Below are 20301 nucleotides of genomic sequence, written 5' to 3' on the forward strand. Positions count from 1 at the left end.
AATATGTCCCTTTTCGAGACGCTGAAGCCATTGAAGTCAGAGATAGCGAGAGTCCACGTTTTCCCGCCGAGAGATGGTGAGTTCGGCGAGTTCCACTTCAAAAACCCCGAAGTAAACGCCCTCCTTAAAGAGCTCGGCTTCTCCCTCTACCGCCACCAGGCTGAGGCCCTTGAGAAACTCTACTCCGGCAAAAACATCGTTGTAACCACCCCAACCGCGAGCGGAAAGAGCGAGATATTCCGGCTGGCTATATTCGACTCCTACCTCTCCGATCCGCGAGCGACCTACCTGCTAATCTATCCCACCCGCGCGCTCATCAACAACCAGTTTGAGAAGTTCTCGCTCCAGAACCTCACCTTCTACCGCCTCACGGGAAAGCACGTGAGCGCGAGAATCCTAACTGGAGATGTCCCCTGGCGCGAGAGGCGTGAGATGCTCCGCGAGAGGCCGAACGTGATATTCACGACTCCCGACATGCTCCACTACAACATCCTGAGGAAGTGGAGGGATTACGAGTGGCTCCTGCGGAACCTCCGCTACCTCGTCGTTGATGAGCTCCACGTTTACCGCGGCGTCTTCGGGAGCAACGCGGCGTGGCTCTTCAGGCGGCTGGGTTTCAGGCTTAAGCGCCTCGGCGCGAGGCCGCAGATTATAGCCCTTTCCGCGACGCTGAGGAACCCAGAGGAGTTCGCCGAAAAACTCTTCAGGAGGAAGTTCGAGGCAGTAAGAGAGGCCACCAACCCCTTCCCGAGGAGGTACCTCATCCTCTTCGAGCCGAAGAACCTGGACGAGAGACAGCTCCTCAGGGCGCTGATTGAGAGGCTGGCCGATAGTGGCATAAAGACCCTCGTCTTCTTCGACAGCAGGAAAGGAACCGAAAAGCTTCTCCGCTTCCTCCTCAGCTCGCCGGTCTTCCCTAAGACGAGCACCTACAAAGGGACGCTCCCCAAGAACGTCCGCTGGGAAATAGAGCGGGACTTCAAGGAGGGCAAGCTCCTCGTCCTCCTCACGACCAACGCCCTCGAGCTCGGCATAGACATCGGCGACCTCGACGCCGTTGTGAACTACGGCATCCCGCCTGACGGGCTGTTCTCCCTCATCCAGCGCTTCGGCAGGGCGGGAAGGAAGGCGGACAGGGAGGCCCTCAACGCCATAGTCCTTAGAAAGAACGGCCTCGATTACTACTACCGCGAGCACTTCGACGAGCTAGTCGGGAGGCTTGAGAAGGGGGTAATCGAGTACATGCCGGTCAACGTGGAGAACGAGCGCATAGCAGAGAAGCATCTCCACTACCTCCTAACCGAGCTTGGGATACTTGATTGGGACGAGCTCAATGGGTTCGAGAGAAAAATCGCCGAAAAGCTCGTGATCGAGAGAAAAGCCGACCTGAAGAAAAACCCGCTCACGGGAAGGCTTGAGCTCCGCGTGAGGAAGCCGGCTTTCAGCTACTCCTCCCTGAGGACAGCGAGCGACGAGACGTTCTTCCTCGTCAGGGACGAGCCCTGGATAAGGAGCAAGCTGATGGAGAAGTCCTCGCTGGGCGAGCTTCTCAACTTCATCAACTGGCTCAAGCTAAAAGGCTACATCATCGAGGAGGTTGACGCCGACGAGTACCACCGCTCGCTCCTCCCCGGAATGGCCTACTTCTCCCGCGGGGAGCTCTACATGGCCAGAGATAGGCTCACCATCGGGAAGTTCCACTTCGTCTTCGCGAGGCAACTCAACCGCTTCTGGGACGTTGAGACCTTCGCGGCCAAGAGGGAAGAGGTCGAGATACTCGAAACCGTCGCGAGCAAGGAGCACGCTGGCGTTGAGATCGGCCTCGGCCGCCTAAGGGTCCGGCACATCTACACGGGGTTCGCCGTTAAGGGCAACGATGTGGGCAACTACGTTGACGAGCTCATGAAACTCAAGGAAGCCGGAATTCTGAAGGGAGAAATCTACTCCCCCGTCAGCGGTGAGAGGGTCGAGGCTGACGAGGACTTTTCAATCTTAAACTGGGAGAAGTTCGCGAAGGTCGAGTTTGAAAAACCCCACGTCAGGGAGTTCGAGACTGAGGGGATTTGGCTCGTCTTCCCGGACTGGATACGGGAGGTCACGGGCGAGGAGTTCAGGGAGTTCTTTGCAGTCACAGAAGAGAAGGGCTTTGAGGACGTTGCGTTCACCATCTACAGCAACCTCGACAGGAGGAAGCTCTTCCCACTTTACCTCGGCGCCACGAGCCACGTCATAAGGAAGAGCATCGGCAACGCCCTCCAGAAGCTCGGAATAAGCGATGAGGAGCTGGCCTTCGCGATAAAGAAAATGATAGACAGCAAGGACGGAATAGGCTCGGCGCTCCACGCGATAGAGCACAACCTCATAAAGATAGCCCCCATCTTCACTTACATCGACAGCAGGGAGCTGGGCGGCTACAGCTACGCGAGCTTCCCCTGCTCACCCCACGCCGGAAAACCCCTCGTGTTCATCTACGACGGCAACGAAGGGGGAGCGGGCCTCGCACCGATACTCTACGAGAACATCGAGAAGCTCATGGGGAAGAGCCTTGAGCACCTCCGCTCCTGCCCCTGCAGGGACGGCTGTCCGGTGTGCACGCTCTCTCCAAAGTGCGGCACCTTCAACGAGTTCCTGGATAAGTGGGCCGCGATAAAGGTTTGGGAGAGGGTTTTGGGAAGCAAAGAGGAGGGCATCACTGGAGATTGAAGCTCCTCATCGTCTCCCTGAGGAGCGGGTCTTCAACCCAGTACCTTTTTCCGAGGAACGGACGAACCCGGCCTTTTCCAGGGTTTCAAGGTATTTGTAGACGTGCTGTACCCTTTTGGGAGCGAGGCCAAGGGGCTTGAGTCTCCGATAGACCTCTGCCCCCCTGAGGGCGCTTGGGTAGGCCTCCGCCAGCACTCTAAGAATCCTAATGTAAACCCCGCTGCTGTAAACATTATAGAAAGGCCTCCACGTCCCTGCGCCATTCTTCAAGGGCGTATCTCCGGCTCTCTTCGAGTGCCAGCAGAAGCGCTTCTTCCGGGCTTTTTCCGTCCCGAACAAGGTTGACGACGGTAAGGCCGTAGTGAGAAATAAACCCGGGAACGCCCCCCAGCTCCTCAACGGCCCTTGAGAGCTCAAGTTCGTTTGTGATGCTTATGCCGTAACTCCTGAACCCTTCTTTGAGGTAGCCCCTTCCTCTTCTGTAGTCCACCTTGGGAGCGTGAAGACCTCCGCCGAGCGCATGAAGTTGGGTTTTTCGGCGCCGGGGTTCAGGTACTCGACCAGCATGCCCGGCATCGAGCCCGTGAAAACGAGGGAGATGTTTGGATAGCTGTCCGTTATCTCCTGCAAAAGCCCCCTGAAGTCGAGGTTCTTAAGCCTCGCAAGAACCTGAGCTAATTTATACCCCGTGTAAAGTACATACCGTGTAAATCTATAATGTTGTCCCGCACTGACAATTAAGTTTTTAACCCTGCTTAAGAACCGAGGATGGATATTTTATCCTCTCCTCGCATTGAGAATGCCTCCATATCTATGCCCTTAACGGTGATAGAAATGAACGTTGAGGAGCTTATAGCAATGGGAGAGCTTGAAGCGGCCAGAGAAGTCCTACGCAACATTGATAGAAGGAAGCTCAACAATGGAGAGCTGTCCGATTACACTCGCAACGTCATAAACCTTGGTCTCGCCTTTAGGGAGAACGGTAAGCTTGACGATGGTGTGAATACAATTGTAGCACTCCTTGATGACCTCGAAAGTATCTCCTGGGGTCTCTGGAGGCTTTTCTATGAGTATTTGGAGGAGTGTACACCAGAACGCGCCCGCGAGGTTTGGGAGAGAGTTTATCTTATCCCCGGACCAAGGGAGAAAGCTGAAATCCTGCAAAAGGTGGGATGGTGCTTAGACGATCCCAATGAAAAAAGGAAGGTGCTGGTAGAAGCATTCACGTGGGCCCTTCACGTTAAGGGGCGCTCATGGAGGACATACACGCTTTCGAAAGTTCTGGGTAGGGTGCATGACGTCAACGACTACGATCTAATGCTGGAGCTCTGCCGCAGGATAAAAAGGCAGGAAAGAAGGCTTGTGTTCGAGGACTTTCTCTTCGAGGGGGAGAGTGCGGAGACCTGCGAGGAGTTCGTTGAAGTCCTAAAACGAAGATCTGGGAGTGCTGATGCACTTGAATTGCTCATAGGGGCGTATCTTGAACATGAGGAAGAGTTCCTGCGATCTAGAGGGTTCAATCCAAAACTCTACAAGCTGGTGCCGAGGAAAACCTCCGGTGGAGTCACCTTTCACGCCGTCCTTAGACCCCTTTACCCGTTGGTGATCCTGCACTGGAAGCTCCGCGAACTCCTAAAAATAATGAGGGACTAAAGGCTCCCCTCAAACGAGCTCATAAAGAGCCTCCTCAGCCTTGCTCTCCCCCGTGTCTTTTCTGTCAGGAGCTCCATCAGCCCATCGGCCTCGCCCTTCCTAGTCTCTACGGTGAACGCCACCAGCGCTCCGTAGTCCTCACCAACGACCCGTCCCCCGTAGTTCTCGATTGTCTCCTTGACCGTGTGGAAGAGGTTGTAGGGGAAGGTGACCTCGAAGCGCTCCGTCTCGTAAACCTCAACTACCCCCGCGTTCTCGATTGCAAGGCTTGCCGCGTCACTGTAAGCCTTGACGAGCCCACCGTAGCCGAGCTTTATGCCTCCGAAGTAGCGCGTAACGACAACGACGACGTTGCTCAGCCCCTTGTTCTGTATAACATTGAGTACTGGTTTTCCCGCCGAGCCCTTGGGCTCGCCGTCGTCATCGTAGCGGACGGCAAAGTTCTTCCCGTCGTTGATGAGGTAAGCGGAGACGTTGTGCGTCGCGTCGCTGTGGTGGGCCTTGATTCTCTCGATGAAGGCTTTGGCTTCTTCTTCGGTGTTTGCTGGGGAAGCGTAGCCTATGAACACAGACTTTTTAATGACCAGCTCGGCAGTCCCGATGCCCTTCAGCGTCCTGTAGTCCATACCTCACCCCCTCAGGGTCGCTATCAGCTTTCTCTCGTCGAGGAGCATCTCTATCGCGTCCCTCACGTCGGTAACGACCACGTCGCTCGCGAGGAGGGCATCAACTGCCGCACCTTCCTTTCCAATCACGCAGAACCCTAACTCAGCTCTTTCGAGCATCGCAACGTCGTTGTTCCCGTTGCCTATGGCCACATAGGGGGCGTAGCCTTCGGCTATCTCGGCCTTTTCTGCCCCAGTTGAGACCCGTTCGATCCTAACGGGGAGCCCTTTAAACTCCTCCTCCAGCGTCCCAAAGGTGTCGGCACTAAGAATGACGACCGTGCAGCGGTCAGCAAGCTTCACGAGGAGCTTCTTAACGTCCTCCGGAACTCTCCCCTCAACCCCAAGTGTCCCGTTGAGGTCGAAGAGAACCGCGCCGAACTTAAGTTTTCCGTAGCCAGGTATTTCCACAACTACCACCCGTTTGGGGTTGAGTGTAAAGTTTTTAAAGGATTGGATTCTACACTGAGGCGATACACAACCAGCGAGTTAAAAGCATAACTTTGGGGGATAAGAAATGGAACCACTCGTCTCAAGACTTCGGGACAGAGAAGTCATCGTGAGGCTCAACGCATTCCTCCTCAGCTACCTTGGATGGATGGCGTTCAGCCTTCTGTACATCTACATGGGCAGGAAAAGCGTTGACATTACCCAGGAGTTCTTAAAGCTCCCTCTCACATCGAAGCCCTTTGTCCTCGCGCTTCTGGAGTACACCCGCTCCATCGTTCCCCTTTATCTGATTCTCAAATGGGTCTACTACTTCGGGTTCGCAGGGTCAATAGCGTTCATGGTGTTCTACGTCCTGATATACCTGCGCGACCTGGAGGCTGCAGACAAGCTCCTTGCGAGGTACCTGCTGGCCTACGCTGGGGCCGGAATTGTCTATCTAATCTTCCACATCTACGCACCCCACTACGTTTACCAGATTCAGGGATATCCGGTAAAGGACACCCTCCTGACCAGGCAGGAGTTCGTACTGCCCTCCCTCCACAACACCTTCGCGGCGATACACATCCTCACAGTCTGGAAGTACCGGAAGCGCCTGGGGGGCAAGGCGGTGATAGTGATAAACACCCTGATACCGTTCTCGACGGTCTTCCTAGCCCACCACTGGGTCTACGACGTCCTCACAGGCTTCCTCCTAGCGGGGTTGGTCTCCAGGATAACCGACGACACGAGGCTCAGGATTCCCGAGAGGATACACCGCCTCGAGACGAAATCCCTCAGGGCAATCACGATGCTGAACTTCACCCTCGCCGCGCTGGTGCTCATTGTGGCCCTGTACCCCCAGAAGTGGCTCATGGTGGTCAGGAGTCTCCTCGGCCAGCCCTGAGAAAAGCTTATAAATAACGGGCCTGTTCCTTACAACGGTGCCGGGGTAGCCTAGCTCGGCAGGGCGGGGGACTCGTAATCCCCAGGTCCCGGGTTCAAATCCCGGTCCCGGCTCCACAACTCATATTCCTACAGGTTTCTCAAGACTGACTTGGCAGAAAAGTGAACCGTCACGGGATTCTCTGTGCTCTTAACTCTGCCACATCTCTACGTGCGCTCAAGCAGACAGAAAGTAAAAGGGCAATGGGGCCTCAGAACTTGAAATACACCCTGAGGAAACGAAAAACGTCCCTCGGCCCAAACCGCCCCTCCCGTGAGGGATCGTATATCATGCTCACCGAAACCTCTTTTATCCTCGCGCCCATCTTAGCGGCCTTCAGGAGCATCTCCGTCTCAACCTCATACCCCTCGCTCTCTATCTCCGGGAGGAACTCCCGCCTGTAGGCCCTGAACCCGCTCTGGGTGTCGTAGACGTACTGCCTAAGCTTGAACCTTATGAGCCTCGTCGTTATTATGTTGCTGAGCCTCCTATGGAAAGGCCTCTTGCCGGCCTCCCCGACCCTTCTGGCACCGATTACCAGGTCGGCCTCGCCGGATATTATTGGCTCAACGAGCTTGATTATCTCCTCAGGCTTGTGCTGGCCGTCTGCGTCTATAAAGACAACGACGTCCCCGCTGGAGTGTCGGATTCCTTCACGCATTGCACCGCCCTTGCCGCAGTTCTTCCCAAGCCTGACTGCCTTTATCCGGACGTCTTTCCTGGAAAACTTCTCTGCAACTTCATGAGTCCCGTCGCTTGAGCCATCGTCGACCACCACTACCTCGTCCACGAAGTCGGGAATCCTCTCCAGCACTTTGGGGAGCCTCTCCGCTTCATTGTAGGCCGGGATTATGACGCTGATCCTCTTTCCGCCGAGCATTCACTCACCATCTCCAAGCCTTTCGAGGGCCTTCTGAGCCTTCCTCCTGAAGTCTTCCTTGTCCTGATACTCCCAGTAGTGCTCGGAACTTGGAAATTCTCCAGTCTTGACCTCGCGGTTGTACTGGCCGAGGGCGTCGAGGATTATCTTGCCCAGCTCGGCGTAGCGCTTGGCAAAGGGAGGCGAGCTTTCGTAAATTCCAAGGAGGTCGTGCCAGACCAGAACCTGGCCATCAACGTACGGGCCCGCCCCGATTCCTATCGTCGGTATCGAGACTTCCTCAGTTACGAGCTTTGCGACATCGGCTAGGACGAACTCCAGAACGACCGCGAAGGCTCCGGCCCTCTCCAATGCTTTAGCGTCGCGCAGGATTTCCTCGATTTCCTCCTCGGTCTCGCCCGTGATTCTGTAGCCACCGAGCCTTAGATAGCGCTGGGGGGTTAGTCCAGTGTGCCCCATAACAGGAATTCCCATCCTAACGAGCTTCCTGACGAGCTTCTCGTGGTCTGCTCCACCCTCAATCTTCACCGCGTCCGCTCCTGCTTGAATTAACCTAACGGCGTTCTTAACGCCCTCCTCGACGCTCACCTCGTAGCTCGAAAACGGCATATCCGCTAAAACGAGCGCCCGCCTGACGGCCCTTGCAACGGCCCTCGTGTGGAAGACCATCTGCTCCATCGTCACGTTGAGCGTATTGTTATCGCCGTAAACGACCATTCCGAGGGAATCGCCGACGAAAACGATGTCAATTCCCGCTTTATCTGCCAGGAGCGCTGAAGGGTAATCGTAGGCCGTCACCATCGTGATTTTCTCCTTCCCCTTCATCTCGCGGATTCTCTTCGGCGTTATCTCCCTCATATTCTTCCACCTGTGGAGGGGTTAGCTGGCGGTCTAATTAACGGTTTCGATAGGATTATATACCGACGTAGGTAATTACCTACAGGTGGTGACATGGGGAAAGTCAAAACGAGCGTTTACGTCGACGAGGAGCTGTGGAAGGAATTTAAAGAGCTGGCCCTTCGTGAGGGAAGCGAGGTCAGCAGACTGCTGGAGGAGGCGCTGATGAACTACCTCATAAACGAGGTCTTGAAGGACGTTGATGACTCAGAAGTTCCCCTGTGGTTCGAGCCACTCGACGTTGGTGGCGAGAGCAGTCAAAAGCTCCTGAGGGAGATGAGGGATGACCGCGAGAAGCGTTTACTTGGACAGTAGTGCAATCTTGAAGAGGTATCTGAACGAAAACGGGAGTGACGTTGTGAAGAAAGCCTTCAGGGACGCCTACAGGGGCGAGGTTAAGCTGGCCTTCAGCTTCTGGAACATAGGCGAGGTAATCGGGATATTCGACAAAAAGCTGAGGAGAGGCCAGCTCACAGAGGAGGAGTTCAACTTCCTGAAGAGGGGCTTCCTTGCGGAGGTAAAGAGGTTCACGAGGCTGGGTGTCCTTGAGGTCGTTCCCGTCCATTCCCTGCTCCTCGCCGATGCGTGGGAGCTGATTGAGAGGTATCACATTTATCAGGCTGACGCCTTGCAAATAGTTTCGGCGAAGCATGTAAAGGCCGATGCCTTTTACACTGCAGATAAGAGGCTTCACGAGGTGGCCCTTAAAGAGGGCCTGAACTCAATTCTCTTGGGGGTGAGAGAATGAGAAAGTGGGAGCACTACGAGCATACCGCTGACATAGGCGTTCGCGGTTACGGCTCAACGCTTGAGGAGGCCTTTGAGGCAGTCGCGTTGGGACTCTTTGACGTGATGGTGGACGTGAGGAAGGTCGAGCCGAGGGAATGTCGCGAGGTTGAGGTGGAGGAAGAGGACTTAGAGGCTCTCCTGTACAGCTTCCTTGAAGAGCTCCTCGTGCTCCACGACATGGAGGGGCTGGTCTTCGGCGACGTTAGAGTCAGGATAGAGAAGACAGAGAACGGCTACCGCCTCAAAGCGAAGGCCTGTGGCGAGGTTCTCGACTACGAGAAGCACGAGCCGAAGGAGGAAGTCAAGGCAATAACCTACCACGACATGAAAATCGAAAAGCTCCCGGACGGGCGCTGGATGGCGCAGTTCGTCCCCGACCTGTGAGGTGATTGGATGAGCGCGAGGGACGTTATTAGGGAAGCAAATTCAGCCTTTTACGAGCGCTACTCAAAGCTCGACGATTCGGACGAGTTCTGGGAGTTCATGGTTAAGCCCCTCAGGCAGAGCATCAGAGTGAACACGCTCAAGGCCCCGCTGGAGGTAGTAGTTGAGAGACTCAGGGAGGAGTTCGAGCTCGAACCGATTCCCTGGGTTAGGGAGGGGTTCTTCATCAACGTTGATAACCTCGCAAAAGTCCCGGAGCACGGCCTCGGCTTAATCTTCGGGCAGGAGGCAAGCTCGATGATTCCGCCGGTGGTTCTCGAGCCGAGGCCGGGAGAGCTCGTCCTCGACATGGCCGCCGCGCCGGGCTCGAAGACAGGACAAATAGCCCAGTACATGGAGAACGATGGGTGCATAATAGCAAACGACCCCAACAGGGACAGGGCCAACGTCCTGATAGCGAACCTCAACAGAATGGGGGTTCTGATAGCGAGGGTAACGACGCGGGACGGGACTAAATTCGCGCGCTTCGAGAACACCTTCGACAGGGTTCTATTGGATGCACCGTGCTCCTCAGTCGGAATGATACGAAAGAGCTGGCGCTTCCTGAGGGAGTGGCGTGAGAAGGCCGTCGTCAAGTACATGAACATTCAGAAGAGGCTCATCTTGGCCGGTTACAAAGCGCTCAAGCCAGGGGGAGTTATGGTTTACTCAACCTGTACCATAGACCCGCTTGAGAACGAGGAGGTCGTTGACTACCTCCTGAGGAAGACCGATGCGAGGCTGGAGAGGATAGAACTGCCCGTGAAGACGAGCGAGCCCGTCCTTGAGTGGGAGGGGAAGACCTACTCTGACGAGCTGAAAAAGGCTCTGCGCATACACCCGAACGACAACGACACCGAGGCCTTCTTCATAGCGAAGATAGTCAAGCCGGGTGATGAAAATGAGTGATGAGAAGGGAAATCCCAGAAACGAGATTGGCAAGACCAGCGATGCCGAGCTCGTCAAGAGGCTCCTCATGGAGAACTACGGCTATGCGCCTGAGCTGATCTACGAGATAAGGGGCAACCACCAGAAGGTCTACGCCTACAAGCACTGTGAACTCAAGATAAGCGACACGGGCAGAAGAGGCGTCTACTTCGGCAGGATAGAGAGCGACGGAATAAGGCTGACGATTGAAGGTGCCTTCCTCGTTGGACCAAAGGCAACGAAGAACGTCGTCGAGCTGGACGATGAGAAAGCAAAGCGCTACCTGGCCGGGGAGAGCGTGGAAGTTGACGTGCCAGACGGCTGGGTGCTCCTCAAATGGCGCTCCTACTACCTCGGCTCGGCCAAGGCCAAGAACGGGAGGTTGCTCAACTACGTCCCGAAGGAGAGGAGGTTAAGGATTGAGTAACATTTCCGTTCCTCGAAAGCTTAAAATAATTTTAGGCCCACCTAAGGAGGGGGTGAGAGGATGGTTCCGCTGAAGAGGATTGACAAAATCCGGTGGGAGATTCCTAAGTTCGACAGGAGAATGCGCGTTCCGGGAAGGGTTTACGCTGACGACCAGCTCATCGAGAAGATGCGTCAGGACAGGACTCTGGAGCAGGCCGCCAACGTCGCCATGCTCCCGGGCATCTACAAGTACTCAATTGTCATGCCTGATGGACACCAGGGCTACGGCTTCCCAATCGGTGGTGTAGCGGCTTTTGACATCAAAGAAGGCGTCATAAGCCCCGGAGGCGTGGGTTATGATGTGAATTGTCTCCACGAAGAAACCGAGGTCATAAGTGATTTGGGATTCAAGATTCAGGTGAAGGATCTCCCTAAATCATTCAAAAGGGTTACACTAAAGGTTTACGACGCAAAAGAAGGCCACAACGACCACTCTAGAATAATGTTGGTCGCGGAGAGGGATAGCGACGAGGATATATACGAAATAAAACTCGCAAGTGGAAGGGTTCTTAAGGTCTCAGGAGACCACCCGATACTTACTGAGAACGGGTACATAAGGGCAGAGGACTTAAAGCCTGGTGATTTGGTGGCGGTCTATCCATTCGAGGGAGTCGAGTACGAAGAACCAGAACCAGGAATTCTTTTAACTCACGAAGATTTCAAAAACGAGGACAGACAGCTGGTTAAGTACTTAGAAGAGAGGGGGTTACTCCCACTGAGAATGGACGACCTGAGGATAGGTATTCTGGCGAGGGTACTGGGGTACTTTATAGGCGATGGATCCTTTGACATTTACCGTGAGAAGAACGGAAGAGAAAGAATAATTACAGTCTTCTACGGAGACAAGGGAGGGCTTGAGACCCTTAGGAAGGATCTTGAGTTCTACTTTAACATCAAGGCATCCAGAGTCTACAAGAGAACCAGAGAGGAAAACGTCAAGACTGCGTGGGGAGAGTTTGAGACCACAGGAACTGAGTACTCAATAAAGGTTACATCAAAGGCGTTTTCAAAGCTTCTCATCAAGCTGGGTGCTCCGGTGGGCAAGAAAACCGACGTTGACTTTGACGTCCCAGAGTGGATCAAAAAGGCTCCCAAATGGATTAAGCGGAACTTCTTGGCGGGGCTTTTCGGCGCGGATGGAAGCAAGCCAAGATTGATGTCCAGTGATCACAAGTACACTCCAAATTCTATATCTCTAACCGCAGTTAAGACCAAAGAACTTGAAGAAGGCCTTGTGAAGTTCCTGAATTCAATTAAAGAACTGCTGGCAGAGTTTGAAGTCACCTCACATGTAAGGAAAGTCAAAGAGTACAACAATCGGGTAATGTACAGGCTTGTAATATACTCCAACACAAGGGAGATATACAACTTCCTCTCCAGGATTGGCTACGAATACACCGCCCAGAAACCCTATGCACTAATCTTCGCGGAATACCTGAGGAGAAAAATTGTGATAGGAGAAAACATCTCAGAGAGCAACTTAGTCCAGAGAAACAGAAAGATGAGAGAACTTCTGCCTGACTTCGAAAGCTTCCTCAAAACCTACGGGCTTGAAGGCGGCTTCGTGCTTGATAGGGTAATTGAAGTTAAGAAGATAAAAAGCGACTCCAAAAAGCTCTACGACATCGGCGTTTACCACAGGGCGCACAACTTCATAGCCAACGGCGTCGTCGTCCACAACTGCGGCGTCAGACTGATTAGAACGAATTTAACGGAGAAAGAGGTAAGACCACGCATCAAGGAGCTCGTTGACACGCTCTTCAAAAACGTGCCTTCTGGACTGGGAAGCAAGGGAAGAGTAAGGCTCCACTGGACCCAGCTCGACGACGTGTTAGCAGACGGCGCCAAGTGGGCCGTTGACAACGGCTACGGCTGGAAGGAGGATTTGGAGCACCTCGAGGAAGGCGGAAGGATGGAAGGAGCGGACCCGAACGCCGTCAGCCAGAGGGCGAAGCAGAGGGGAGCGCCACAGCTCGGCTCCCTCGGTTCAGGGAATCACTTCCTTGAGGTTCAGGTCGTTGATAAGGTCTTTGACGAGGAGATAGCCAAGGCCTACGGCCTCTTCGAAGGGCAGGTCGTGGTGATGGTTCACACCGGTTCGCGCGGTCTCGGCCACCAGGTGGCGAGCGACTACCTCAGGATAATGGAGAAGGCCAACAGGAAGTATGGAATCCCCTGGCCCGACCGCGAGCTCGTCAGCGTTCCCTTCCAGAGCGAGGAGGGGCAGAGGTACTTCAGCGCGATGAAGGCGGCCGCTAACTTCGCCTGGGCCAACAGGCAGATGATAACCCACTGGGTCAGGGAGAGCTTTGAGGAGGTCTTCAAGCGCAAGGCAGAAGACATGGAGATGCACATCGTCTACGACGTCGCCCACAACATAGCGAAGGTTGAGGAGCACGAAGTTGATGGAAAGAAGGTCAAGGTCGTCGTTCACAGGAAGGGAGCAACGAGGGCCTTCCCGGCTGGTCACCCGGACGTGCCGAAAGCCTACCGCGACGTCGGCCAGCCCGTTCTCATTCCCGGCTCGATGGGAACCGCGAGCTACGTTTTAGCTGGAGCCGAGGGCTCGATGAGAGAGACCTTCGGAAGCTCCTGTCACGGCGCCGGAAGACTGCTCAGCAGGAAGGCCGCCACCAGGCAGTACCGCGGTGATAAACTAAGGAACGAGCTCCTCCAGAGGGGAATCTACGTCCGCGCGGCTTCGCTTCGTGTCGTTGCAGAGGAGGCTCCCGGAGCCTACAAGAGCGTCGATAACGTCGTCAACGTCGTCCACCAGGCTGGCATAGCAAAGCTCGTCGCGAGGATGCGCCCGATGGGCGTCGCGAAGGGCTGAATTCGGTTTTCCACCTTTTTATCTTAGGCCGCTTGGGCAGAGAGAAGTCCAAAAAGAGAAACCAGTAAAAAATGTGCCATCACACAACAAACATAACCACGGTGAAGAAGATTATTAGTGGGCCAATCATGTTGCCGGTTTTGTAGGCGTAACCATACATCACTCCCGCTTCTACTGAAGCGAGAATTGCGACTGCAGTAGCTACGGGCAACGGTCTGTTCAGAGCCTGGAGAATATGCATCACACCCCAGAAGACCATTGGAATCACTATCGCACCCTTTTCTCCCACGAACTTAGCACTACCCAAGTACAGCATATTGACGGACAGTGCCTCTACGAGGTAGTATACGTACTGAGAAAAGAGAGCGAACACTGCCATGGCCTTATCCCCAGACGCGAGTTTGAGAAAGTACCGGTATTCCCCAAGTATTTGAGGGTGGTAAGCTTTCATGAGGAGAGCGGGGACGTCTATTGGAAGCAGCAAAAATGAGGCGCAGAGGAATGCAAGCCCCAGCTCCCTGAACGAGAGCTCCCCTCCCCATAGATCAGCCCAATTCAGATTTAACCATTTAAGAAAGACGCCCATAAGCAAAAGTCTTAGAACGGTTATCCCCCATAAACCCGCGACGTAATATTTGATTCCTGAGCCAAAAACAGCCCCAAACACCCTGTTAATGCTCAGTTCAAGGCCCCAGCTGATTACAACCGCATAGCCAATGCCAAGAAGAAGTGCACCTTTCCAGCCATTCATTTTAGTGCCCCCACGTTGTTCATGGCATAGGAGTTTGTGCACCCAAACTTTTAGGATTTGAACTTTTCAACATCGCACCATTGAACGTTTACGTCCCACATTAGTTATCATTCCATTTAAATTTTTAAATTTTTGCTCTTAGGCCTCATCTCCCCGTTGTTGGTCCCAGAACCATTTTCGATACCATCTTTTTTCAACCAATTGCCCGGCAAGTTGCCGATATGCTTTTTATTTTCCACCGGAGAATGAGACATGGTGATTCCATGGAGCTGACGCACGTTGATGAGAAGGGCGTCAAGATGGTCGAGGTCGGCCACAAGGACGTTGTTTTTCGAAAGGCAGTTGCAAAGGGCAGGATAAGGCTGAAGCCGGAGACGATAAAGCTCATCAAAGAGGGGAAGACCAAGAAAGGCAACGTCATAGCCACGGCCCAGATTGCGGGGATTCTGGCGGTAAAGAAGACGCCTGAGTTAATTCCCCTCTGCCACCCGATACCCCTAACGGGAGTCGACATCTCATTTGAGTTCGGCGAGGACTACATAGAGGCCACCTGCGAGGTTCGCGCCTATTACAAGACCGGCGTCGAGATGGAGGCGCTGACCGGAGTCACAGTGGCCCTGCTGACGATTTGGGACATGGTGAAGGCCGTCGAGAAGGACGAGAACGGGCAGTACCCTTTCACGAGGATTGAGGACGTTCACGTCGTCGAGAAGATTAAACAAAAGTGACCAGTAAGGGTTATAAATGTCCCAATGTAGCCGGTGTAGTGATGGAAAATGATGTACACGGTTAAGAAGAGCAGAGCTGGCTACATCTTCGACCGCCCCAGGGAAAGGATAGCTTTTATGTTCCTGAAGGACGGGACGTACCTGATGTTCCACGACGAGGAGTTTCTCTGCTATTCTCCGAAACCCATAGAGGTCTCAAGGGAGGAACTCGAAAGGTTTGAGCAGACTGGGGAGACGCCGGAGCTTCTGACCTCCTCCCCGCCCTGAAGGGCGAGGGTTCCAACGAGTTAACCCCTCGCCAGTGATGGGGAGGTTTGGGGGGTTCTCATTAGGGAACCCGTTAGAACGGGTTCTTCGAACCCCTCGGGGAGGGTCTTCCCCCCGTTACCCCTCCTCTGAGCATAAAGCCCGCCCAGATTCGGGGTTATGGTTTTCACAACCTTCTTCAAAATGTTGAAAGCACCAACTAAATCCGCGTTAAAAACAAGCCCCGTTGCGGGACACTTAAACAAACCCCTAACAAACCTCGCCCCCTCGTGAGGCTTCCCGCAGACAGGGCAAACCTTAGAAGTGAAAGCCTCATCAACGAGCTCAACGACAATACCATACTCTTCCGCAACTTCCCTAAGACGCTTAATAACTGTGTTAAACCGCCAAACGTGAGAGAGGAGGAAGTTCTGCTTTTTACCCTTGTCAGAATTTCTGGCTATTCCCTTTGGATAACCAACGACGATTCTATTAACTCCCAACTCGTAGAGCTTCCTAACCGTTCCTCTTACGGCAGTGTTAATGTAGTGTTTGGCCTGAAGCTTAGCCTTCACGTGCATTCTCTTGAGTTTTCTGCTCGCTTTAGCTCCACTCTTGTTGAGTTTTGACTGGTAGTCAGCAATTTTTCTCCTCCAGTAAAAAGCAATGCTCTTCAGCGGCCTTCCATTCACGAGGAAGCTTTCCCCGTTTTCCACATAAACTGCCATCAAATTGTTTACTCCAAGGTCAATTCCCGCCGAGAGGCTTCCTTTTGGCGTTCTTGGAACGCTTACCCATTCCTCACCCTCAAGTTTTCCCCGACAGTAAGGCTGACGTGAGCATACCATTTCCGCTTAACGGGGTCGTAGGTTATTTCTAACCGCCCCTGCTTGCCCTTCAAGTGAATTCTTCCCTTAAACTGGACTTCGAGGCGTTTGAACTTTCCAAGGCCTTTGAGAATTAGTTTGTTCCCTTCAACCTTGTACTGGTCGTTCCTGAGAACGATTAAGGGTTTTCTCCTCCCGTCTTCTTTGAGGTAGAGTGGAGGTTTTGGTTTGAGCCAAGAGGGGAGTTCTCCATTCCTCTTCTTCCTCAGGAGTGAGAAGAACGAACGCCACGCTTCAGCGTTTTTTCTCGCTATCTGCTGAACCGTGGCAGAACCGATTTCTCGTTTAAACTCTTCATAAACGGTTTTTTCTGTGCTGTTGAAGTCCACGATTTTGTGTTGGAAGAATTCTTGTCGCCTCAAGTAGTTTACTCGGTTCCAGGCTTTGGCTCCTGAATCGGCTAACTGGTGGAGGATTTTTGCTTGTTCTTTAGAGGGCTGGAGTTTTACTGTTACTGAGCGCTTCATTTCAAGGTATGGTGTGAATTTTAGGCTTTAAAATAGTTTTGCCTTCCTGCCTAAAGGCTGGTTGGGTGGTTTACTGCATCCCCGCCGTGAACGGCAAGACTTAAGAAAGAAAAATGTAAAGCGCCTTAAAGCCCACGATTTTCCAGGTGACTGTGTCGTTAAGAAACTGCCCCCAATTGACGAGGACTTGATGCCCTTCAACCCCAGCAGAAAGTGCGTTGTAGTCTTCACTGGCTTTCAGGACACGGTGATAGACTACATCGAACGCAATGGTATAACCTACGCCGTTGCCCGGCTTGTGGACGATCCAGAAAAGGCCTGCAGGTTCATCGGAAAGGGCAACTACAAGGTCGCGGCCGTTAAGCTCAAGAGAGAGGAACCGTGCATGAGCAGAGAAGAATTCAGAAAAGAGCTCGAAAAGCTGAAAGAATGAAAGGCTCAGATGTTCCCGATTCGCTGGAGGACCATTCCCTCTATTCTTATCGGGTCGGTCCTCCTCGCGAGGACTATCGCCTGGTCAAGCCTGGCCTCGTGCTCGGCGTGGATGGTGAAGAGCGGGTCTCCCTCTTTGACCTTTTCTCCGACCTTGACGTAGAGCTCCAGGCCAGCGCCCTTGTCCTCCGGCGCTCCCGCGGCCCTGGCTATGGCGGTTATGGCCCTGTTGTCTATTGCGGTGACGTAACCGCTCGTGGGGGCGGTGAAGGTGTAGGTCTTGTCGCCAACGGGTATCTCCTCGGGCTTGATGTTCGGGTCTCCGCCCTGCTCCGCTATAATCTCCTTCATCTTTTCCCAGGCCTTTCCGCTCTCAAGGATTTCCCTGGCCATCTTCTTGCCCATTCCGGCGGGGGCAACACCGCCCATCTCAAGCAGTATTCCTGCCAGCCCGGTCGCCTTCTCGATGAGGCTTCCCGGCCCCTTGCCGGTCATGAGGGCTGAGAGCGCCTCCCTCGCCTCGAGGGCCGGACCGACGGTGTGTCCAATCGGCTGGCCACCGTAGGTTATCGCGACCTCGACGTACTGGCCGAGCCTCTTGCCGAGCTCTATGAAGTCCCTCGCGAGGGCCCTCGCCTGCTCGACGGTCTCGACCTTGACCCCCTTTCCTGTTGGAATGTCTATGAGGACGTACTGGCTTCCCATAGCGTACTTCTTGGACATTATGCTCGCGAGCATAAGCCCGGTAGGGTCGATGCTGAGGGCGCGCTCGGCCTTGATCGTGATGTCGTCGGCGGGGGCAAGGTTGAGAGCCCCACCCCAGACGAGGCACGCGCCCACCTTCTCGACTATCCTCTTGATTTCGTCGAGCGAGAAGCTGACGTTGGCAAACACCTCGACGACATCGGCCGTTCCAGCGGCGCTGGTTATTGCCCTCGAGCTGGTCTTCGGGATCGTCAGGCCAGCGGCGGCCACGATCGGAACCACGAGGATGTTGGTCTTGTTGCCGGGAACACCGCCGATACTGTGGACGTCCATTATGGGCTTCCTGTCTATGTCGAGCATGTCTCCAGTCTCGGCCATCGCTATCGTAAGCGCGGCTATCTCGTCCATGTCAAGGCCGTTTATTTCGAGCGATGTGACGAAGGAGCTTATCTCGATGTCCCTGAGCTTCCTGTCAACGATGTCCCTGACTATGGCCTCAATCTCGACCTTCCTGAGCTTCTCGCCGCGCATCTTCTTCTTTATGTAGCGGACGCTCTCAGGGGTTCCAGCCGGAATGACCCCCACAGTCTCGCCCTCTGAAAAGCTGTGAAGCTCAAGGACGTCCCTGCTCACGCCGACTTCTCCACGCTCCACGAGGTTGCTGATGACAACGCTCCCGTAGACGGTCTTCTTACCGGCCTCCAGCTTCACGAGGTCGTCAGGGTGGAGCTTGGCCTCCTTTGCGTCCTCTTCGTTTATGAGAACCGAGTACCTACCGCTGTAGAAATCAAGGATTCTAACCTTCGCCCTCATTTTCTCACCTCCAGCAAATCTGTTTTGGTTGAATTAATATTCTTTGTCAAAGTTTATTTAAATGTTTTCGAGAAAAGCACGCCAAAAGAGGGGGGCAAAAATAAAGACAATAGGCAAGGACTTGTAGACTGAGCTCACCTTAAAGAACGAGTTTGGAGAAGGAAAAATCAGTCCGAGAGGCTCTCCCCGTACTGAATCCTTGATTGGACAAAAGTCTCAAGATCTCCTGTTCTCAGGAGAAACCTGACGACGTCGTTGCTCACTTCCCTGACGGCGGGGGGCAGAACTGCTGAACCATGGAGATAGTACCTGACGACTTCTTCGAGGAGGGCGGTGTAAAGCTTTCCGTCGAAGACCAAGACCTCGCTCCCGGCTATCTCTACGAGTTTGTCTTTATATCCCAACTTGGCTCTCATTGCCCCCCACCCCCAGAATAGAAAGTACAATAGAGGTTTTAAAATTTAACGGCCCCAAAAAGTTTAATAACAGATAGATAGAATAAAGTCAGAGGCTCCTAACTTCCTCGTCTATGGACTCCTCAAGAGTCCTCTCCCAGTCGTCAATGTCAAACTGCTCGAGCTCGCCCTCAAGCTCTTCCTTGAGGTTCATGACACGCCTCTTGAGGGCGGTCTTGGTCTCTTCGTCATAGACAACGTAGTACGGGTTGTTCCTCGCTGAAATGTAGAGGATCGCCAGCACTACGACCAGTATCAACAGGATTACAACCAGTCCGTACAGGAAGACTGCTGCCATCACTTCTTCCCCCCGAAGATGGCCTTGAAGACCCTCTTGATGGGGCTCTCCGGCTCAGGTGGCTGCCACCTGATTCCCGCAAGCTTTGCGGCGAGCTGTTTGATTGCTATGGCCGCGGGGCTGGTCGGGTTCTTGATGACGAGCGGGACACCGTAGGCACTGGCTCTCTTAACCTCCGGGTCTTCTGGAATCATCGCCAGAACGGGGACTTCGAGTATAGCCTCGATTTCCTCCTTGCTGAGCTCGGTCTTCTCGTTGGTAACCCTGTTGAGGACAACACCGAGCGGGAGCGTTCCGAGCTTCTCTGCTATGAGCTTGGTCTTGAGGGAGTCGGTTATGGCCGAGATTTCCGGGTTGGTGACGATGATGAGCTCCCTACCGATAAGGAGGGCGGTAACAGATGTCATCTCAAGTCCAGCCGGGGCGTCTATAAGCACGAAGTCCGCCATCTGGGCGATTTCCCTCATGAGCTCCCTGAGCCTCTCGGGCTTTGCCTTCTTGACTTTCTCAAGGCTGAGGCCACCTGGGATAACCTTGACTCCCGCAGGACCCTCGTATATTGCATCTTTGAGGTCTGCTTCCTTCGCGAGAACGTCATGGAGCGTAATCGGTATGTCCTCCATTCCAAGGACGAGGCTGAGGTTGGCCATTGTCAGATCCGCATCAAGGAGAATCACTTCCTTGCCAAACTGGGCCAATGCAACACCTAAGTTTGCCACTGTTGTGGTTTTACCAGTTCCACCCTTTCCGGATGCAAAAACTATCGAACGCCCTTCCAAACCCAACACCTCCGGTAAAATCATGAGTGCTATCCCTAATTTGAGACCTACTGCTCACTGCGAGTGTAAGTTTGTGAAGAAATGCTTTTAGCTTTTGCGGTGAAAATAAAAAGAGGTAATCGCCAGATGT

General features: G+C 53.8%; 23 protein-coding genes, 1 tRNA gene and 1 pseudogene. 13 read left to right on the plus strand and 12 right to left on the minus strand.

Translation table 11 applies throughout. The annotated features are described in order from the left end of the window. Positions 1-3 precede the first annotated feature (3 nt). The gene (locus tag TEU_RS10575; RefSeq protein ID WP_050003749.1) at positions 4-2703 is read left to right on the plus strand and encodes a DEAD/DEAH box helicase; all 2700 of its coding nucleotides are present in this window, start codon (positions 4-6) and stop codon (positions 2701-2703) included. A gap of 232 nt (positions 2704-2935) precedes the next feature. Here TEU_RS10575 and TEU_RS11940 read toward each other — a convergent pair whose 3' ends face one another. Next, the gene (locus TEU_RS11940; RefSeq protein ID WP_227738720.1) at positions 2936-3193 is read right to left on the minus strand and encodes a hypothetical protein; all 258 of its coding nucleotides are present in this window, start codon (positions 3191-3193) and stop codon (positions 2936-2938) included. Then, positions 3136-3333: a hypothetical protein gene (locus tag TEU_RS11945; RefSeq protein WP_227738721.1), complete on the minus strand. Its 198-nt coding sequence runs from the start codon at positions 3331-3333 to the stop codon at positions 3136-3138. The genes TEU_RS11940 and TEU_RS11945 overlap by 58 nt, the downstream gene beginning before the upstream one ends. Before the next feature lie 204 nt (positions 3334-3537). Here TEU_RS11945 and TEU_RS10585 point away from each other — a divergent pair, with 204 nt between their 5' ends. Then, a complete protein-coding gene (locus tag TEU_RS10585) occupies positions 3538-4356 on the plus strand; it encodes a hypothetical protein (protein WP_050003750.1) in 819 nt (272 codons plus the stop codon). On the opposite strand, the gene TEU_RS10590 is transcribed toward TEU_RS10585, so the two are convergent. Further along, positions 4353-4982: a YigZ family protein gene (locus TEU_RS10590; protein ID WP_050003751.1), complete on the minus strand. Its 630-nt coding sequence runs from the start codon at positions 4980-4982 to the stop codon at positions 4353-4355. The two genes, TEU_RS10585 and TEU_RS10590, sit on opposite strands and share 4 nt — an antisense overlap. A 3-nt stretch (positions 4983-4985) precedes the next feature. After that, a complete protein-coding gene (locus TEU_RS10595; RefSeq protein ID WP_050003752.1) occupies positions 4986-5432 on the minus strand; it encodes an HAD family hydrolase in 447 nt (148 codons plus the stop codon). A 106-nt stretch (positions 5433-5538) separates the two neighbouring features. Between TEU_RS10595 and TEU_RS10600 the strand changes: the two genes are divergently transcribed. Next, the gene (locus TEU_RS10600; protein WP_050003753.1) at positions 5539-6354 is read left to right on the plus strand and encodes a phosphatase PAP2 family protein; all 816 of its coding nucleotides are present in this window, start codon (positions 5539-5541) and stop codon (positions 6352-6354) included. A gap of 39 nt (positions 6355-6393) precedes the next feature. Next, positions 6394-6470 (plus strand) — tRNA-Thr (locus tag TEU_RS10605). Between the two features lie 134 nt (positions 6471-6604). Here TEU_RS10605 and TEU_RS10610 read toward each other — a convergent pair. Next, positions 6605-7273, minus strand: a complete 669-nt coding sequence (locus TEU_RS10610) for a glycosyltransferase family 2 protein (protein WP_050003754.1) — start codon at positions 7271-7273, stop codon at positions 6605-6607. After that, positions 7274-8131, minus strand: coding sequence for a 3-methyl-2-oxobutanoate hydroxymethyltransferase (panB, locus tag TEU_RS10615; protein ID WP_050003755.1), 858 nt, complete (start codon positions 8129-8131; stop codon positions 7274-7276). A 93-nt stretch (positions 8132-8224) separates the two neighbouring features. Between panB and TEU_RS10620 the strand changes: the two genes are divergently transcribed. Genes TEU_RS10620 through TEU_RS10645 form a run of 6 tightly spaced genes read left to right on the plus strand, consistent with a single transcriptional unit; the run spans position 8225 to position 13610 of the window. After that, positions 8225-8485 (plus strand): ribbon-helix-helix protein, CopG family, encoded by a 261-nt coding sequence (locus TEU_RS10620; RefSeq protein WP_050003756.1) that lies wholly within the window; start codon positions 8225-8227, stop codon positions 8483-8485. Next, positions 8454-8918 (plus strand): type II toxin-antitoxin system VapC family toxin, encoded by a 465-nt coding sequence (locus tag TEU_RS10625; RefSeq protein WP_050003757.1) that lies wholly within the window; start codon positions 8454-8456, stop codon positions 8916-8918. Before TEU_RS10620 ends, TEU_RS10625 begins: the two co-directional genes overlap by 32 nt. Then, positions 8915-9343: an archease gene (locus tag TEU_RS10630; protein ID WP_050003758.1), complete on the plus strand. Its 429-nt coding sequence runs from the start codon at positions 8915-8917 to the stop codon at positions 9341-9343. Before TEU_RS10625 ends, TEU_RS10630 begins: the two co-directional genes overlap by 4 nt. A gap of 9 nt (positions 9344-9352) precedes the next feature. Continuing rightward, a complete protein-coding gene (locus tag TEU_RS10635) occupies positions 9353-10291 on the plus strand; it encodes a tRNA (cytosine(49)-C(5))-methyltransferase (RefSeq protein WP_050003759.1) in 939 nt (312 codons plus the stop codon). Beyond that, positions 10284-10736: a methyltransferase RsmF C-terminal domain-like protein gene (locus TEU_RS10640; protein ID WP_050003760.1), complete on the plus strand. Its 453-nt coding sequence runs from the start codon at positions 10284-10286 to the stop codon at positions 10734-10736. Before TEU_RS10635 ends, TEU_RS10640 begins: the two co-directional genes overlap by 8 nt. 60 nt (positions 10737-10796) lie before the next feature. Continuing rightward, positions 10797-13610, plus strand: a complete 2814-nt coding sequence (locus TEU_RS10645) for an RtcB family protein (RefSeq protein WP_050003761.1) — start codon at positions 10797-10799, stop codon at positions 13608-13610. A 79-nt stretch (positions 13611-13689) separates the two neighbouring features. Here TEU_RS10645 and TEU_RS10650 read toward each other — a convergent pair whose 3' ends face one another. Beyond that, entirely contained in the window at positions 13690-14361 is a 672-nt protein-coding gene (locus TEU_RS10650; RefSeq protein WP_050003762.1) for a hypothetical protein, read from the minus strand. 263 nt (positions 14362-14624) lie between these two features. Here TEU_RS10650 and moaC point away from each other — a divergent pair, with 263 nt between their 5' ends. After that, on the plus strand, positions 14625-15089 hold the full coding sequence (moaC, locus tag TEU_RS10655; protein ID WP_050003763.1) for a cyclic pyranopterin monophosphate synthase MoaC: 465 nt from the start codon (positions 14625-14627) through the stop codon (positions 15087-15089). A 48-nt stretch (positions 15090-15137) separates the two neighbouring features. After that, complete coding sequence (locus TEU_RS10660; RefSeq protein ID WP_227738722.1) at positions 15138-15356, plus strand: hypothetical protein; 219 nt, start codon at positions 15138-15140, stop codon at positions 15354-15356. A gap of 20 nt (positions 15357-15376) precedes the next feature. Here TEU_RS10660 and TEU_RS10665 read toward each other — a convergent pair. After that, positions 15377-16689 (minus strand): annotated as a pseudogene (locus TEU_RS10665) (RNA-guided endonuclease InsQ/TnpB family protein). A gap of 190 nt (positions 16690-16879) precedes the next feature. Here TEU_RS10665 and TEU_RS11950 point away from each other — a divergent pair. Further along, positions 16880-17122 (plus strand): hypothetical protein, encoded by a 243-nt coding sequence (locus tag TEU_RS11950; protein WP_227738723.1) that lies wholly within the window; start codon positions 16880-16882, stop codon positions 17120-17122. A 5-nt stretch (positions 17123-17127) separates the two neighbouring features. Here TEU_RS11950 and TEU_RS10675 read toward each other — a convergent pair whose 3' ends face one another. The 4 genes from TEU_RS10675 to minD form a co-directional block, all read right to left on the minus strand. Next, on the minus strand, positions 17128-18639 hold the full coding sequence (locus TEU_RS10675; protein ID WP_050003764.1) for an AMP phosphorylase: 1512 nt from the start codon (positions 18637-18639) through the stop codon (positions 17128-17130). Between the two features lie 167 nt (positions 18640-18806). Next, entirely contained in the window at positions 18807-19055 is a 249-nt protein-coding gene (locus TEU_RS10680) for a hypothetical protein (protein WP_050003765.1), read from the minus strand. 88 nt (positions 19056-19143) lie between these two features. Then, complete coding sequence (locus TEU_RS10685; protein WP_174412706.1) at positions 19144-19392, minus strand: hypothetical protein; 249 nt, start codon at positions 19390-19392, stop codon at positions 19144-19146. After that, on the minus strand, positions 19392-20171 hold the full coding sequence (minD, locus tag TEU_RS10690) for a cell division ATPase MinD (protein WP_050003767.1): 780 nt from the start codon (positions 20169-20171) through the stop codon (positions 19392-19394). Before minD ends, TEU_RS10685 begins: the two co-directional genes overlap by 1 nt. Positions 20172-20301: the final 130 nt, after the last annotated feature.

Source organism: Thermococcus eurythermalis (assembly GCF_000769655.1).
GTDB classification, from domain to species: Archaea; Methanobacteriota_B; Thermococci; order Thermococcales; family Thermococcaceae; genus Thermococcus; species Thermococcus eurythermalis.

Coding starts and splice junctions, on each gene's coding strand:
- TEU_RS10680 (WP_050003765.1), bottom strand. CDS start 19,055: ATGAGAGCCAAGTTGGGATATAAAGACAAACTCGTAGAGATAGCCGGG.
- TEU_RS10575 (WP_050003749.1), top strand. CDS start 4: ATGTCCCTTTTCGAGACGCTGAAGCCATTGAAGTCAGAGATAGCGAGA.
- TEU_RS10635 (WP_050003759.1), top strand. CDS start 9,353: ATGAGCGCGAGGGACGTTATTAGGGAAGCAAATTCAGCCTTTTACGAG.
- TEU_RS10660 (WP_227738722.1), top strand. CDS start 15,138: ATGATGTACACGGTTAAGAAGAGCAGAGCTGGCTACATCTTCGACCGC.
- TEU_RS11950 (WP_227738723.1), top strand. CDS start 16,880: ATGCCCTTCAACCCCAGCAGAAAGTGCGTTGTAGTCTTCACTGGCTTT.
- TEU_RS10650 (WP_050003762.1), bottom strand. CDS start 14,361: ATGAATGGCTGGAAAGGTGCACTTCTTCTTGGCATTGGCTATGCGGTT.
- TEU_RS10610 (WP_050003754.1), bottom strand. CDS start 7,273: ATGCTCGGCGGAAAGAGGATCAGCGTCATAATCCCGGCCTACAATGAA.
- TEU_RS10625 (WP_050003757.1), top strand. CDS start 8,454: ATGACCGCGAGAAGCGTTTACTTGGACAGTAGTGCAATCTTGAAGAGG.
- panB (WP_050003755.1), bottom strand. CDS start 8,131: ATGAGGGAGATAACGCCGAAGAGAATCCGCGAGATGAAGGGGAAGGAG.
- TEU_RS10590 (WP_050003751.1), bottom strand. CDS start 4,982: ATGGACTACAGGACGCTGAAGGGCATCGGGACTGCCGAGCTGGTCATT.
- TEU_RS10685 (WP_174412706.1), bottom strand. CDS start 19,392: ATGGCAGCAGTCTTCCTGTACGGACTGGTTGTAATCCTGTTGATACTG.
- TEU_RS10645 (WP_050003761.1), top strand. CDS start 10,797: ATGGTTCCGCTGAAGAGGATTGACAAAATCCGGTGGGAGATTCCTAAG.
- TEU_RS10630 (WP_050003758.1), top strand. CDS start 8,915: ATGAGAAAGTGGGAGCACTACGAGCATACCGCTGACATAGGCGTTCGC.
- TEU_RS10620 (WP_050003756.1), top strand. CDS start 8,225: ATGGGGAAAGTCAAAACGAGCGTTTACGTCGACGAGGAGCTGTGGAAG.
- TEU_RS10640 (WP_050003760.1), top strand. CDS start 10,284: ATGAGTGATGAGAAGGGAAATCCCAGAAACGAGATTGGCAAGACCAGC.
- TEU_RS10585 (WP_050003750.1), top strand. CDS start 3,538: ATGAACGTTGAGGAGCTTATAGCAATGGGAGAGCTTGAAGCGGCCAGA.
- TEU_RS10675 (WP_050003764.1), bottom strand. CDS start 18,639: ATGAGGGCGAAGGTTAGAATCCTTGATTTCTACAGCGGTAGGTACTCG.
- TEU_RS10600 (WP_050003753.1), top strand. CDS start 5,539: ATGGAACCACTCGTCTCAAGACTTCGGGACAGAGAAGTCATCGTGAGG.
- moaC (WP_050003763.1), top strand. CDS start 14,625: ATGGAGCTGACGCACGTTGATGAGAAGGGCGTCAAGATGGTCGAGGTC.